At 45.2% G+C, this 15579-nt stretch carries 16 protein-coding genes; 13 read left to right on the plus strand and 3 right to left on the minus strand.

What is annotated here, in order from left to right:
• Positions 1-116 precede the first annotated feature (116 nt).
• From MKX46_RS19870 to MKX46_RS19880, 3 genes are all read left to right on the plus strand, one after another.
• Positions 117-1211, plus strand: coding sequence for a DUF3048 domain-containing protein (locus MKX46_RS19870; RefSeq protein ID WP_165149957.1), 1095 nt, complete (start codon positions 117-119; stop codon positions 1209-1211).
• A 188-nt stretch (positions 1212-1399) separates the two neighbouring features.
• Positions 1400-2014, plus strand: coding sequence for a DUF47 domain-containing protein (locus MKX46_RS19875; RefSeq protein WP_007428879.1), 615 nt, complete (start codon positions 1400-1402; stop codon positions 2012-2014).
• A gap of 13 nt (positions 2015-2027) precedes the next feature.
• The gene (locus MKX46_RS19880; RefSeq protein ID WP_029517123.1) at positions 2028-3017 is read left to right on the plus strand and encodes an inorganic phosphate transporter; all 990 of its coding nucleotides are present in this window, start codon (positions 2028-2030) and stop codon (positions 3015-3017) included.
• Between the two features lie 32 nt (positions 3018-3049).
• Here the strand turns inward: MKX46_RS19880 and MKX46_RS19885 are convergent, their stop codons facing one another.
• Positions 3050-3193, minus strand: a complete 144-nt coding sequence (locus MKX46_RS19885; RefSeq protein WP_155271710.1) for a hypothetical protein — start codon at positions 3191-3193, stop codon at positions 3050-3052.
• Positions 3194-3256: 63 nt separating this feature from the next.
• Between MKX46_RS19885 and MKX46_RS19890 the strand changes: the two genes are divergently transcribed.
• The 3 genes from MKX46_RS19890 to corA all read left to right on the plus strand — a co-directional run bounded on the left by MKX46_RS19890 (position 3257) and on the right by corA (position 6952).
• The gene (locus MKX46_RS19890) at positions 3257-4705 is read left to right on the plus strand and encodes an amino acid ABC transporter substrate-binding protein/permease (protein WP_341071679.1); all 1449 of its coding nucleotides are present in this window, start codon (positions 3257-3259) and stop codon (positions 4703-4705) included.
• Positions 4698-5426, plus strand: coding sequence for an amino acid ABC transporter ATP-binding protein (locus tag MKX46_RS19895; RefSeq protein WP_029517121.1), 729 nt, complete (start codon positions 4698-4700; stop codon positions 5424-5426). Before MKX46_RS19890 ends, MKX46_RS19895 begins: the two co-directional genes overlap by 8 nt.
• A gap of 566 nt (positions 5427-5992) precedes the next feature.
• Positions 5993-6952 (plus strand): magnesium/cobalt transporter CorA, encoded by a 960-nt coding sequence (gene corA / locus MKX46_RS19900; RefSeq protein WP_029517120.1) that lies wholly within the window; start codon positions 5993-5995, stop codon positions 6950-6952.
• A 6-nt stretch (positions 6953-6958) separates the two neighbouring features.
• On the opposite strand, the gene MKX46_RS19905 is transcribed toward corA, so the two are convergent.
• A complete protein-coding gene (locus MKX46_RS19905) occupies positions 6959-7474 on the minus strand; it encodes a hypothetical protein (protein WP_029517119.1) in 516 nt (171 codons plus the stop codon).
• A gap of 226 nt (positions 7475-7700) precedes the next feature.
• On the opposite strand from MKX46_RS19905, the gene MKX46_RS19910 reads away from it, so the two are divergent.
• From MKX46_RS19910 to MKX46_RS19940, 7 genes are all read left to right on the plus strand, one after another.
• Complete coding sequence (locus MKX46_RS19910) at positions 7701-7991, plus strand: YerC/YecD family TrpR-related protein (protein WP_007428885.1); 291 nt, start codon at positions 7701-7703, stop codon at positions 7989-7991.
• On the plus strand, positions 7991-8779 hold the full coding sequence (locus MKX46_RS19915; RefSeq protein ID WP_341071680.1) for a sirohydrochlorin chelatase: 789 nt from the start codon (positions 7991-7993) through the stop codon (positions 8777-8779). Before MKX46_RS19910 ends, MKX46_RS19915 begins: the two co-directional genes overlap by 1 nt.
• Before the next feature lie 173 nt (positions 8780-8952).
• Positions 8953-9834, plus strand: a complete 882-nt coding sequence (locus MKX46_RS19920) for a diacylglycerol kinase (protein ID WP_013308843.1) — start codon at positions 8953-8955, stop codon at positions 9832-9834.
• A gap of 222 nt (positions 9835-10056) precedes the next feature.
• Complete coding sequence (gene rlmD / locus MKX46_RS19925) at positions 10057-11772, plus strand: 23S rRNA (uracil(1939)-C(5))-methyltransferase RlmD (protein WP_341071681.1); 1716 nt, start codon at positions 10057-10059, stop codon at positions 11770-11772.
• A 13-nt stretch (positions 11773-11785) separates the two neighbouring features.
• A complete protein-coding gene (locus tag MKX46_RS25620; protein WP_425312655.1) occupies positions 11786-12013 on the plus strand; it encodes an N-6 DNA methylase in 228 nt (75 codons plus the stop codon).
• A gap of 275 nt (positions 12014-12288) precedes the next feature.
• The gene (locus tag MKX46_RS19935; RefSeq protein ID WP_013308869.1) at positions 12289-13278 is read left to right on the plus strand and encodes a tRNA dihydrouridine synthase; all 990 of its coding nucleotides are present in this window, start codon (positions 12289-12291) and stop codon (positions 13276-13278) included.
• Positions 13279-13332: 54 nt separating this feature from the next.
• Positions 13333-13902 carry an SF0329 family protein gene (locus MKX46_RS19940; protein WP_340884425.1) on the plus strand — a complete coding sequence of 190 codons (570 nt, stop codon included), beginning with the start codon at positions 13333-13335 and terminating at the stop codon, positions 13900-13902.
• 194 nt (positions 13903-14096) lie between these two features.
• On the opposite strand, the gene MKX46_RS19945 is transcribed toward MKX46_RS19940, so the two are convergent.
• Positions 14097-15524, minus strand: coding sequence for a pyridoxal phosphate-dependent decarboxylase family protein (locus MKX46_RS19945; RefSeq protein ID WP_341071682.1), 1428 nt, complete (start codon positions 15522-15524; stop codon positions 14097-14099).
• Positions 15525-15579: the final 55 nt, after the last annotated feature.

A 15579-nucleotide genomic window follows, 5' to 3' on the forward strand; every position in this document is an offset into this window, starting at 1 on the left:
TTTTTAAAATTTTAATGTCTTCAGATAAGTATTCTATAGAGAGGTCATGCTTCAATCAAGACAAAAACAGGAAATAAAGCTTATAATGAGAAAAATAACGAAGTGGAGGGATGAACTTGTCCGGGCCCATTTCCCAACGAAATCATTGGTTGCGTGTAATGGCCTCAGCTCTGTTATGCATGACGCTGATGTCTTGTTCTGCTATGTCCAATACGGGAGATACTGAACCCGTTCCTCAACCGACCAAGCATAAAACAGAGAAGGAGGCGCTTGAACCGCCGAAGGAGCAGTCTACTCCGGCATTTACAGCTCCGCTTACCGGTCTTCCGGTGGAGCAGCCAGTTTTGGAGCGACCGCTCGCTGTCATGATTAACAATGCTCCAGCAGCACGTCCGCAGGCAGGACTTAGTCAGGCAGATATGGTATATGAAGTTCTTGCAGAAGGCGGAATTACCCGTCTGGTCGCTTTTTTCCAAAGTCATGGCGGAGATGTAAAGGTTGGTCCGGTCCGTAGCATTCGTCCGTATTTGATTGAGCTGGGCGAAACTTATGGTGCGTTGCCGATACACGCAGGGGGAAGCACAGATGCCTATGCGATTTTACAGCAGCAGCGGAAGGAACATTTAGATGAGATTTCAAATGGAGGGGCATACTTCTGGCGAAGCAAAGATCGTCGTCCTCCGCATAATCTATACACGGACGTGAATAGACTGCGCAAAGGAAGCGATAGTAAAGGGTATGCTACGCATACGGACGTTCCAGTATATACTTACCTTAAATCCGGCGAAACCCCAGTTATGGTGGACGAGACTGCAACATCTTTACAAATCCGGTTTTTGCTTAAAAGCTACCGGGTATCTTATACCTATGATCCAGCGGATCAACAATATAAGCGTTTTGTGAACGAAAAGTCACATGTGGATCAAAATAATAACCAACAGCTCTCAGCAGCCAATGTCATTGTGATGAGCACCAGGCATCGAACGTTGGATGATGTAGGCAGATTAAGTGTTGAACTGGACGGCAGCGGAGAGGCCATGGTGTTTCAACAAGGACAGTTAATACAGGCTGAGTGGCAACATACGCCAGGTGATGCGATTCGTTTTATGAAGAATGGGGTTGAAATTCCGTTAACGCCAGGTACATCCTATATACATGTGGTGCCTGCAGATACACCACTAAAGGAACATGTAACCATAGAAGTGAATTAGAAAACGAATTACACCTTTTTAGGAAAAAATTGTCGGATAATGAGCTTATATGTCGGGCACTGTATACGTATATCATGAAATTTGCTTTTACAAACATTACAAAAACATTGATGAGTGTGATAAGATAGCAAAGGTTGTCTATTGCAGTCGAAACAGGTTGCGGATATTTTCGTAAAGGGGTAATCGTTATGAGATTGAAGAAAAAGGATATATTCTTCGAGACGTTGGAAAATATGGCAGATACGATCGTGCAAGCAGCCGATTATTTTGCCCAACATACTTCAAATCTTCAAGATGTGACTTTGTTTACAAATGAAATGAAGAAGTATGAAAATAAGTGTGATGATTACACACACACGATTATTACTGAACTGAACAAGACCTTCATTACGCCGTTGGAACGCGACGACATCATGGAACTGACAACAACCATGGATGATGTGTTGGACGGTCTTGAAGCGACGGCTTCCCGTTTTTATATGTACAACATTACGGAGCCGGACGAGTATATTGTGCAGTTCGCTGATATTCTGCGTCAATCAGCTTACGAAATTCAGAAAGCTGTACATCTGCTTTCACAGAAAAAATTGCTGGCCATTCGTGAATACACTATTCGTCTGAATGATTTGGAAAATCAGGGGGATGAATTGTTGCGTATTTGCATCAAAAACCTGTTTGCAACTGTAACTGACCCTATTGAACTGATTAAACGCAAAGAATTGTACGAACGCCTTGAAACGACAACGGATTCATGCGAGGATGTTGCAAATATGCTGGAATCCATCATTATGCGTAACTCGTAAGGAGTCCTTTTACATGGATACAAGTTTACTGGTATTGGGTATTGTTATTTTTCTTGCTCTGGCATTTGATTTTATTAATGGGTTTCATGATACGGCGAACGCGATTGCAACTTCGGTATCGACCCGTGCATTGACCCCGCGACGTGCGATTATTATGGCTGCGGTCATGAACTTTCTCGGGGCAATATTGTTTACAGGGGTTGCGAAGACGATTGGTGGAAGTGTGGCTGATCCAACCAAGCTTACGAATGGAATTGATATCGTCATTGCGACGCTGATCGCTGCGATTATCTGGAACCTCTTAACCTGGTGGTTCGGTATTCCTTCATCCTCTTCTCATGCATTGATTGGTGCATTGGCTGGAGCGGTGTATGTAGGTGCAGGATCGGAAAAATTAAACTGGAGCGGCTTCATCGGGATTGTCGAAGGACTTATTTTCTCCCCGTTGATTGCTTTTGTTGTCGGTTACATCGTGATGATGATTTTAAAATACATCTTCGCTCATCGTAGTCCGCATACGGTGAACAAAGGGTTCCGTACAATGCAGGTCATTACAGCAGCGCTTCAGTCGTTCACGCATGGTACGAATGATGCTCAAAAGGCGATGGGGATTATTACATTCGCACTCGTTTCGTCGGGGTATCAGGACCATTTGGAAGTACCCATGTGGGTAAAAATTTCAGCCGCAACAGCCATGGCGCTAGGTACATCTATCGGGGGCTGGAAAATCATCAAGACGATGGGAACCAAGATTTTTAAAATCGAGCCAATTAACGGATTTGCAGCCGACATTTCGGGAGCCTCTGTTATTTTCACAGCTACATTGCTTCATTTGCCCGTAAGTACCACTCATGCCATTACTTCGGCTATTTTGGGTGTGGGTTCTGCGAAGCGTTTTTCCGCTGTGCGTTGGTCGCTGGCCGGTCGAATTATTATTACTTGGGTGATAACGATACCGATTGCTGCGCTGTTATCTGGATTGATTTTCAAAATTCTTTTCTAGTTCGTTATTATTTCTTGAAAAATAGGTACACACTATAGAACACACAATAAGCTTCCGTCCGCTTTTTGCGGCAGGGGCTTATTGGCATTCTGGGGCAAAACGGCTTCTTCAAAGTTTACACCTCCAGATAGTTCCATGAAACGTTTTTCAAAAATACCTGACATCAAAGTAGTCAATTTTTAATAACTCCTGTAAAATAAACAGAAAACTTTGAACCGTTCAACTGACTGGAGGAAATTATGCAAAAATCTAGAAAACTAATAGCACTTATCATTTGTTTGTTTTTTGTGGTTGCCCTGGCCGGTAATTTCGGTGTAGTGGCACATGCAGAAAATAAAACAAAGTATGATATCGGCACGGATACAACGTTCGCGCCTTTTGAGTTTGAAGATGTAGATGGTAAATTCGTCGGAATTGATATGGATTTGCTGGCAGCTATTGCCAAGGATCAGAATTTTGAATATACCATTAAGCCTCTTGGCTTTAACGCGGCAGTGCAGGCCCTTGAAACGAATCAAGTGGATGGTGTCATTGCCGGGATGAGTATTACCGATGAACGCAAGCGGAAATTTGATTTTTCTGAGCCTTATTTTGATTCAGGCGTCGTCATGGCGGTCCGTAAGGATAATGATACGGTTAAACGCTATGAGGACTTGAAAGGGCAGCGTGTCGCTGTCAAAACAGGAACGGAAGGTTATACATTCGCAGAGTCCATTAAGGCCAAATACGGCTTTACTACAGTACCGTTCGACGATTCTTCTCAAATGTATGATGAAGTTAAAACAGGTAATTCGGTTGCCTGCTTTGATGACTATCCGGTACTGGCATACGGTGTAAACCAGAATAACGGCCTTAAGCTGGTAACAGATAAGGAAAAAGGTGCTTCTTACGGGTTTGCTGTTAACCAAGGCAAAAACAAGGAGTTGCTGGAGAAATTTAATGCAGGGCTTGTTAATCTGCGTAATAGCGGGGAATACGATAAGATTTTGGCTAAATACCTTGGCGAATCGGGCAAAGGTGTGGCGCCTGTAGAGACCAGCCGCTGGGGGCTGATTTCCGCTTCGCTGCCTTCGCTGATTAAAGGCATGGGAAATACGTTGTTGTACACACTTGTATCTTTACTCGTAGCCTTTATCCTAGGTTTGGTGTTTGGCTTTATGAAAGTAAGCCATAACAAGGTGTTCCGTGGTATTACAACTGTTTTCGTCGATATATTCCGCGGTATTCCGCTGATCGTGCTTGCTTTCTTTATTTACTTTGGTATTCCACAGGCACTGGACTTCAAAATGCCACTTTTTGTTGCGGCTGTATTGACGCTATCCCTGAATGCGGGTGCGTATGTAACTGAGATTATCCGTGGTGGTATTCAGTCCATTGATCCGGGACAAATGGAAGCAGCCCGTTCGCTTGGTCTACCCTATCGGACGGCTATGCTTAAAATCATTTTGCCACAAGCTGTGAAAATCATGATCCCGTCGTTTATCAATCAGTTGGTTATTACGTTGAAGGATACGTCCATTTTGTCTGTTATCGGTCTGGTCGAATTGACCCAATCGGGTAAGATCATTATTGCGCGGACATTCCAATCCTTTGATATTTGGCTGGTAGTAGCGGTGATGTATCTTATCGTCATTACAGTCCTGACCAAAATTTCCAACCGTCTTGAAGGGAGAGTTCGCCGTGGGTAAAATTATCGTTAAAAACCTGAAAAAAAGCTATGGTAGTAATCAAGTGCTAAAAGGCATCGACATGCAAGTACGTGAAGGCGAAGTTGTGTGTGTCATTGGCCCCTCTGGTTCGGGAAAAAGTACGTTTTTGCGTTGTATGAACATGCTTGAAGAAATTACCGCAGGTGAGGTCATTGTCGATGACTACAACTTGAGTGACAAAAACGTGGACATTAACAAAGTTCGTGAAAATATAGGTATGGTATTTCAGCACTTCAATCTGTTTCCGCATATGACCGTGCTTAAGAACATTATGTTCGCGCCGACTGAACTGGGGAAGCAGTCCAAGGCAGAGGCCCGGGAAACGGCCATGAAGCTGCTGGATCGTGTGGGGTTGGCCGATAAGGCAGATGCACTGCCAGGACAGCTTTCCGGCGGTCAGAAGCAGCGTGTGGCGATTGCACGTGCGCTGGCCATGAACCCAGACATTATGCTGTTCGACGAGCCGACCTCGGCGCTCGATCCTGAAATGGTGGGCGAAGTGCTTGGCGTAATGAATGATCTGGCGCGTGAAGGCATGACGATGATGATCGTAACGCATGAGATGGGTTTTGCACGCGAAGTAAGCGACCGTGTTGTTTTTATGGACGGTGGTTACATCGTAGAAGAAGGAACGCCACAAGAGGTATTTGGTAATCCGAAAAATGAACGGACTATTAGTTTCTTAGAAAAAGTATTGTAAGAGGATTAAAAGTGAGGCAGGGTTTGTGGATGTAGGCGGGGATCTCGTTGTAAGACGCTCCGCGTTCCATTTGATCTTTCGATCGCTGTTGCCCCTGAATTTTTTTGGATTGTATAACACATGAAAAGGTTAAAATACAGGGGCAAAGGCGAACGCTCCGCTTCTCCAGATTCAAATGGACCGCTACGCTACGGCTCGCTGATTGCCCTTTTCGTGCCATGAGCCTGCCTCACTTTTGAATGAGTGGGTGCAGGGGAAGAGGGCGCGACGCAGCTCGGTGCTTGCTGCGCCGAGGGGCGAGGTAAGCCTCCGACCGCTTAGTGGCTTATGATGTTTATTTTCATAAGTGAGGATTTTGCAAAATTCTGAAGTGGAAGGCTTGCTTTGAAGATAAGAACTGCTCTGCACGAGGATAAAGGATATCTTGGGACGGCTTGTTGACCCGGAGATATCCTTTTCTTATTTAGTGTATGGGAATGTAGAGCTTGAGATTTGTATAATGCTGATTGGCTTATATAAAATATAAATGACATATCAGACGGAAGTGTAAGCGAGGGGGACGTACGGTGATACGTACATTGGCTATAGGTCATGATCATCAGGTAACAGTGGGAAAACCATTGGATCAGATCGTCATGGAGGATTACATATGGATGTGGGTAGATTTTAGCGAGCCTACAGATCGCGAGACGGAGCTGCTGACAAGTTATTTTCATTTTCACCCATTGGCTGTGGAGGATTGTATGCATGTTCTGCAACGTCCCAAATTGGATTATTACGAGGATGTGCAGTTTCTGGTCGTGCATGCGCTCGATGTAGATACGTTAGCTGCGGAAGAAGTGGATATGTTTATCAGCGCTCGTTTTTTGGTAACATATCACCATCATGAGTTAGAGGAGCTGGATCAAGCCTGGGAGCGGATTGTCCAGCATGCGAATGAACGCAAAATATGGTCGCGAGGACCGCTGGCTGCAGCCTACACGGTGATGGACAAACTGGTAGATAACTATTTTCCGAGCCTTTTTATGATTGAGGATGAATTGGCTGAGCTGGAGGGCTTGGGCGGTCGCGAATCCGTAGAGGAATTAATGAAGCAGGTGTTTGACCTGCGTGGCAGGCTGCTCAAGCTGCGCCGTACCATCGTACCTATGCGTGATCTGATGTACCGAGTTTTGAATTCGCAGCATGTGCAGGGCCAAGGAGATCATATGGCTTATTTTACCGATATATATGATCATTTATTGAAGCTGACAGACATGCTGGAGGCCGACCGCGAGATGACAGCCGACCTGAGAGACAGTTATATATCGCTCAATTCCAATCGCATGAATTCAATTATGAAGACGCTAACCGTAATTACGACCGTTTTTATGCCCTTGACGCTGATTGCAGGAATCTATGGTATGAATTTTTCGAATATGCCCGAGTTGGGCTGGAAATATGGATATTTTGGCGTACTGTTTTTCATGTTTTTGTTGAGTGTTGCCATGGTAGTCTGGTTTATGCGCCGAGGCTGGTTCAAATAGTATAGTCTACTTTCTTGTGCGTTTGCGCGGACGTCTGCGCGGGGTAGTGGTACTTTTGCGCTGTGTCTTTTTCCGGCGTCGGCGTGGTGGTGTATATTCATCCAGTTCCTCAGTAATTTGTGTTGTAGATTTTTTGCTTGCGTTTTTGTTGAATGCTGGGAGCGAGCCCATAATCAGTTTTGCCATCGGAGCAAATTGCTGCACGCTAGACATGATCTTTTGTACCTTGCCGACCGTAGCAACAATCCCGTCAATACCGCCCATACGGTCAATAATACCTTTAATATCGTTGAGATTACCAAGATTGCCAAGGCCGCCAAGCAGTCCTCCTTTGGCAGGGGCGGGGTCTGGTGTAACCACGGCAGAGTCTGTTATACTCGCTGGCGCCTCGTAAGGAACCAGTGCGGAGGAATCGACTTGCGGAACCTCGCTGTATGGATCGAGTCCAGGATAGGGAGTTGAACTATACGGATCGGAAATGGAACGCGTTTGCGTTCTCCGATGATAGTAATGTCCAGGCATGAGATCACATTCCTTTGCAGGTTGATACTCTACTGTATGTTACAAACGCACAGTGGGTTTAGGCGCGTGTCCCGAAATCAGGTATAAAAGCGGATTTGGGCATTCGTACGGTATGTTTCTATGATCATAATGTTGTTCTGTAATGCGTGAAACCGTTAATGCTTGAAAAACTGACTATTCCTCAGGTACAATGAGGAGAGATCGTAACCTTGGGAGATGATAATCCATGCAGCTTAAAAAGCTTAATGATAAAAGTATTGATCAATTGTTCGAAGCTATTTTAACTCTTAAAAATTTGGAAGAATGCTATGTGTTTTTTGATGATCTGTGCACGATTAACGAAATTCAATCCCTCTCCCAACGTCTAGAGGTTGCCCGTATGCTAGGCAAAGGCAGCACATATAATCAGATTGAAGCAGAGACAGGAGCCAGTACAGCTACCATTTCACGTGTTAAACGTTGTCTGAACTACGGTAATGACGGATACAAAATGACTCTGGAACGTCTGGGACGCTAATGCGGAGCCCTGGGATACTGGTCATCAGCCATGGCTCTAGGGAGCCATATTGGGTAGAACAGGTGGATCAGGCAGTTGCAAAGCTTCATTTGCCGGAAGAAATACCGGTAGAGGTTTCATTTTTGGAAACGGTTAAAGAAAGATTGATTCAAAATGGTATTGACCGTCTGGAAGCCTTGGGTGTAACAGATATATTGGTTATTCCTTTGTTTGTGTCATCAGGTAGTACGCATGTAGATGAGATTAGCTATGCGCTGGGTGTCAAAGATGCGCCGGACAAAGAAACAGATTTGGAGCCGTTTCGATTGAAAGCGCGAGTGCATTTTGGTAGACCGCTGGATGACGGAGAAGATGTTGCTCACATGGTGTGGGACAAGGTTCGCCCGCTATCAGCCGACCCTGCGAGAGAGGTTATTTTACTCGTAGGTCACGGCAGTGTGCATAACGGCTTTTTTCAGCGCTGGGAGCAGGGGATTTCTTCGTTGGCCCGTACGGTGCAAAACGTGAGTGGTATCATCACGGACTACGCTTTGCTAAATCCCGAGAGTGTGTACGACAAGGCAGCGTACTGGAATCAGGATCGGGGTCATGATGTTATTGTGGCGCCGCTATTTTTGAGTTCGGGATATTTTACAAGTCACATAATTCCTAAACGCTTGCAGGGGCTCGAATACCGTTATTCGGGAGATCCTTTATTGCCGCATCCTTTGCTCACAAGCTGGATAGACAGGCAAATTCATGAATTATTGCAAAGCATGCAGAAGCAAGCGAGGTCAAGTAATAGATAGTCTGGTTCGGCTATAACGTCATTTCAGCCTTAAATTTCCTTATTTGGGCAAAGTCTGGCTTCTTTTATTGTAAAAGAGGTCTTTTTCCAGTATGATGATATTTTGTACAGACTGAATATGATGAACTGCGATGTGAATATAAATATCATTAAATATACGGGTGGCGTAACGGAATGAAAAGAGCTAGATTAATCTATAATCCGACCTCTGGGCGTGAGGAAATGAAGCGTCGTCTTGCGGATGTTTTGCAGCGCCTGGATGAAGGTGGTATTGAAGCCTCTTGCCATGCAACTACGGGTGAAGGGGACGCAACACGTGCCGCAATAGAGGCCATTGAGCGTGGGTATGACATGATTATCGCCGCTGGTGGCGACGGTACATTGTATGAGGTCATTAACGGGATGGCTGAAAGAGAAAACCGCCCGCCCCTAGGTGTGTTTCCTCTGGGGACGACGAATGATTTCGCCAGAGCACTGGGCATCCCCAAGCACTGGGAGGATTATTGCGACCTCGTTATTCGTCAAAATCCGAAGCCACTGGATATCGGAAAAGCGAACGACCGCTACTTTATCAACATTGCAGGCGGGGGAACTTTAACCGAGCTTACGTATGAAGTTCCGAGCAAGCTCAAAACGATGATTGGCCAGTTGGCGTACTATTTTAAAGGTATGGAGAAAATGGTCAGCCTTGCTCCACAGGAGCTGATCATCAAGGCATCGGGTCAGGAAGTGATCCACGACGAATTTATGCTTTTCCTGATTGCGAATACGAATTCGGTGGGCGGGTTTGAAAAGCTTGCTCCTGGGGCGACAATAGATGATGGACTGCTTGACGTCATCGCTGTGCGGAAATGCAATCTGGCGGAAATGATCCGATTGGTAACACTCGCGCTGCGTGGTGAGCATTTGCAGGACAAGAAGATTGTTTATTTCAAAACAGATTACATGGAAGTGACCTCACCCGGCTATGTCCAGCTTAATCTGGATGGCGAACTGGGGGGCACTTTGCCAGCGACCTTCCGGAATTTACCTCATCATTTGAATGTTTTCCGGTGAGGAATGATGAGGAAATATTTCTGCTTCCGGACGGCAACGCAATATAGTATATGGAATGCAGAGTAGGTAGTTGTTTTTTTGTGTGAGCATATTGGTTCTTGCCGTTCTCCGTGGGGAGTAACGGCATTTTCGAGTTGATGTTTGTATGTTTAGATGACCATTCAAATTAGACGTACGAAAGAAAATACCGCATAAAAAGAAGATCAGAAAGAAGTGACATTCATGACGAATAACCGTAGCGGACGTGGAAAAAGCCGCCGGAATGCAGCAACAGCAACTCCTGTTCAAGGAAATCAGCACCAAAACACTATGAAGGCGACAAGAGAGAGCGAACCAGAACAGTCTCAAGTTAGAGCTGGAAATGGGCTACTTCAAGCCGAAATCAAACATAAAAATGGAAATGTGAATGAAAATGTGAATGATTCGGATCGGAAGAAGAGAAAGAACGGACGAGATACTCGTCGTTCTTCCAACGGTAGACGAAGTCATGATGCTTCCAATCGTAACCGGTCTAGTGTAGAGCGTAGCGATCTGCCTGTACAAAAGAACGATGAGGCCGTGATAGACATCATCGGCATGAACCACGATGGCGAGGGTGTAGGACGTGTCGAGGGTTTTACGCTGTTCGTTCCGGGTGCATTGCCAGGTGAAAAGGTACGAGTAAAGGTGTTGAAAACGAAAAAGCAGTACGGCTATGCCAAGCTGCTGGATATTGCGCAGGCTAGCCCTGACCGGATTGCAGCTCCGTGCGCCATCTACGATCAATGCGGTGGCTGCCAGATCCAGCATATGAGCTACGAAGCGCAGCTCAGCTGGAAACGCCAGCATGTCGTGGACGTGCTGGAGCGTATCGGGAAGCTGAGTGTGACTAGTGACGACGGCACGTCCGTTGATTTGTCGAGTGTACATGGCGTAGTCGTGCATCCTACACTCGGTATGAGTGAGCCTTGGCGATATCGCAACAAAGCCCAGGTGCCGATTGGTGTCACCGAAGGCGGGCTTGTCGGCGGTTTCTATGCACGTGGCAGCCATCGCATTGTGGATATGAATACCTGTCTCATTCAGGATGAGCGTAATGACGAAGTTGTCGCACGTGTGAAAGAGATTGGCCGAATGCTGGGCATCAGTGCATATAATGAAGAAACCGGACGTGGGCTACTGCGCCATGTCGTTGTAAAGACCGCTTTTCGCACGGGTGAAATGATGCTGGTGCTCGTCACGAATGGACGAGATATTCCGCATGCAGATGCGTGGATGGGCAGTATCCGTGAGCATATTCCCCACGTGGCAAGCATATGCCAGAACGTGAATACAAAGCGAACGAACGTTATTTTTGGCGACGAGACTCGTGTACTGTGGGGACGTGACGTGATCTATGACTACATTGGAAACGTCCAGTTTGCGATTTCTGCGAGATCCTTTTATCAGGTGAATCCCGTACAAACGGAAGTGCTGTATGGCAAAACCGTCGAATATGCCGGGCTCACAGGCAAAGAAACGGTGATTGATGCGTATTGCGGCATCGGTACGATTTCTCTGTTCCTCGCTCAGCATGCAGACCAGGTGTATGGGGTGGAGATCGTCAAAGAAGCCATCGACGATGCACGGAGTAATGCGCTGTTGAACGAAATGCGCAATGTGAAGTTTGAGGTAGGCGCGTCCGAGGACGTCATTCCTGCATGGAAAGAGCAAGGGATCACAGCTGATGTTATCGTTGTCGATCCGCCCCGTAAGGGCTGTGATCCACGCCTGCTCGACACCATTCTGGAGATGAAGCCAGAGCGCGTGGTGTACGTATCCTGTAACCCAAGCACACTGGCGCGGGATTTAAGGATATTGGAGGATGGCGGGTATATTACTGTGGAAGTGCAACCCGTAGATATGTTTCCGCATACGGTGCATGTGGAGTGCTGTTCACTATTGGTCAGAAAAGATTAATAGTTGAGGTGTATTGGCGTTTGAAAAAGGTAAAAATCAAAACAAACTTACTGATAAAAACATCAATAAGATTATCGAAACGTACCGAAATCGTGTAGATGTTGATAAATATGCTCGTGTGGCATCAGCTGAAAATTTTAGGTATTCATGTGTAGAAATTGACGAAAAGGGTCAAGGATATTATTCCTCGGCTCTTTTTTTAAGCTATTCGCATGGGAACGGCATAGGCTGGGGGAAGTAATGCCGTGCAGTATTTCTATGAACTGGGGCGCAGTACGTTATAGAAGATGGCAAGGAGGGGCGGGCGCTCTTCCTTTTTTTGCGAGTCTTTTGGGGAGTATGCTCCTCTATTGAGTATGATATACTCATTTAGATGTCTATGCTTAACATATACTGCCGTTTGAACTACGTTGCTTAAACATGTTATATGTGAAGAAGAAGCAAGGACATGAACAGGTTAGCTTTACCATTTTGGGACCAAAGATTTGTCCTGGTATTTATAGAGGAGTTTTTGATATGACGAATAATTTTTGGCGTGATTTGCCACGACCTTTTTTTATACTGGCACCGATGGAAGATGTGACGGATGTTGTGTTTCGCCATGTCGTAAGTGAAGCAGCCAGACCGGATGTGTTTTTTACGGAGTTTGCGAATACAGAGAGTTATTGTCACCCGGAGGGGAACAAAAGTGTACGCGGGCGTTTGACTTTTACAGAGGATGAACAGCCCATGGTGGCCCATATCTGGGGAGATAAGCCGGAATATTTCCGTGAAATGAGCATCGGTATGGCGAAAGAAGGCTTCAAAGGCATCGATATTAATATGGGTTGTCCTGTAGCGAATGTAGCCGAGAATGGGAAGGGAAGCGGCCTGATCTGCCGTCCCGAAATCGCAGCGGATATCATTCAGGCCGCCAAAGCCGGGGGACTGCCCGTCAGTGTAAAAACAAGGCTCGGTTTCACTACCGTAGACGAATGGCGCGACTGGTTGACCCATATTTTGAAACAAGACATTGTGAATTTGTCCATTCATCTGCGGACAAGAGAGGAAATGAGTAAAGTAGACGCTCACTGGGAACTAATTCCGGAGATTAAGAAACTTCGTGATGAGGTGGCACCAGATACACTGCTGACCATTAACGGGGATATTCCGGACCGTCAGACCGGCTTGAAGCTCGCTGAGCAATATGGTGTGGATGGCATTATGATTGGGCGTGGTATTTTCCAGAATCCATTTGCGTTTGAGAAGGAGCCGAAGGAACACAGCAGTGAGGAATTGCTTGAACTGCTACGGCTTCATCTAGATCTCCATGATCATTATTCAGCGCAGGAGCCACGTTCGTTCAGCCCTCTCGCCCGCTTCTTCAAAATATATGTCCGTGGATTCCGAGGGGCAAGTGAACTCAGAAACAGCTTAATGAACGCCAAATCAACAAGTGAAGTGCGTACATTGCTTGATGAGTTTGGAAGCAAGGATCATGATGAGGTAGAGGAACGTGGAAATTAAATTGCCAAGTTGGGAGACGGGCTGTTAGTAGGCATTGAAAACATAGGAGGATATATGTCCTGGAGTAAATTGAAGCAACAACTGGAGAGCTTCCGCTGTCCTGCGTTAGACGGAAGAGTCGAATACCGAGCGACCAGTTACCGTTATTTGCCTGATAAGTCTGGAATCTGTTATATAACTGTAGATAAGAAGAACATACTCAATATGAATGATATCACTAGTTCGATCAAATGGTATCAGACGGAGTTGGAAATCAAGAATGATCCAGATATCCAAGTTCCTATCAGCAATGAAGACATTGAAACGGTCAGAAAAGATACTAATGGTAACGTTCCCGAGGAGCGTCTACAAGTAATTGCAAGAGGTAGAAAAATATCAGAACATGCAAAGGAGCTTTTCTCAGCACAGGCCTCATTAAGCAAGTCTAATTTTAATGTTGTAGCTAATAAATTTTTAACTACTTCTATAGAGGAAAGCTTAGAGAGTAATGATATCTTATTGAATATTTTAGCTTTAGTGGACAGACGAGTTGGAAAAAAACGAATATTAAACATGACCGAGAAGATGAAGTTAAAGCATCCCATTGTGCAGTATTTTTATGAACTACGGCGTAGTACGTTATGAAAATAAATAACTTTCATTGATGGGGGCACGTCGTGTCAGGATTAAGTGCTGTTCATTGTTGCTGCATTGCACAATGGCAAATAATTTGGATGTCTGGGAAAACAGCAAAGAGGGGCGGCGTGCCCCTCTTATTTGTGTGATGCTGAATATTTTCGCTTATTTACAGAAATCGTAGCAATTAGTTTCAAAATTTTTCATCGCAAAAAAACTTTTCTCTCATTCAATGATCTTGCTATATTCGATAAAAGCTGAACTGTATTTCTTATCTCATCTTCCGTAGTGTCCGGGTGAATTGCGCAGATTCTGAGAACCGTTTTTCCATTGAGTTGTGTCGTAAGCACTGTGGCGTACCCGTTCGTCACCATTTCTTGGGAGATCCTTTTATTGAGTGGATCTAATTCCTGGTCGGATAGCCCAGGTGGTGCATATCGAAAATTAACAATCGCTAATTGTGCGGGGCATACAATTTCCCAATGATTATGTTTTTTGATTTCATCTTCAGCCCATTCTGCGAGTTGAACTCCATGCTCTATAACTTCACCGACAGCATTCGTGCCTAAAGCTTGCAGTGTCACCCATAGTTTCAGACTTCGAGCAGGCCGGGTTAACTCTGGACCCAAATCCCAATAATTAATATATTCTTCATTAGTCTCGGCATCCTTCAAATATTCTGGGCGTGTGCTGAAGCAGTTTTTGAGTTGCTGCTTATCTTTGGCTAAAACCACGCTACAGGAATAGGTCTGCATTAGCCATTTGTGTGCATCCCAGGTGATACTATCTGAACGCGATATCCCGCTCAAAAGAGACTTATATTTCGAAGAAGCCAAAATTGACGCACCGTAAGCTCCATCCACGTGCAACCAAATATTATGTTTTTCACATAGGTCAGCAATTTCGTTTAGCGGGTCAATGCTTCCTGTATTGGTTGTGCCTGCCGTGGCAATGATCGCAAAAGGTTTCATGCCAGCCGTCTGATCATCCATTATTTTTTTCTCTAAGGCTGAAACATCTATACAAAAATTTTTATCACTTGGAACCTTTCTGATTTGATCACTACGGAATCCGAGGATGCGTAGCCCTTTGGCGACCGATGAATGAGTTTGATCTGAAACATAAGCAGTTCCAATGGCATATTCCTGCTCGGATAACCTTGCATTGCGTGCAGCCGCTAAAGCGGTCAAATTCGACAGTGACCCGCCCGACAGAAATAAGCCTCCAGCAGTATTGGGATATCCTGCTTGGTCACACATCCATCGGATCACTTCCCCCTCTAAAAGGCTTGCGCTCGAACTCAGCATCCAGCTTCCGGCGTGGGTATTATAAGCGCTAGTCATGATATCTCCTAACCACGAGTAAAGAGACATTGGACCAGGAACCAATGCGAAAAAGCGAGGGTGTTGCATGAAGGTTTGGTGAGGATAGACGTTTTTTCTCATTTCATCGACGACCTCTTGTATCGGTCTTCCTTTTTTCGGAAAACCAATTCCCCTTAAATGAGCTATTGTATCCCCATCTGCAGTGTTGATTACTTTTTGAGATCGAATGTTATTGTTTTCTGCTATAAATGAATGTATGAACTGCTCAATAATCTCACCTAATTGTTGATTTAGTTCTTGATTCATCATAAGCATCTCCTTTGTTTAAACTTCAACCAAAGTATAATATAACATCTGTTGT

Source organism: Paenibacillus sp. FSL P4-0113 (genome assembly GCF_038009305.1).
Classification (GTDB): Bacteria; Bacillota; Bacilli; order Paenibacillales; family Paenibacillaceae; genus Paenibacillus; species Paenibacillus polymyxa_D.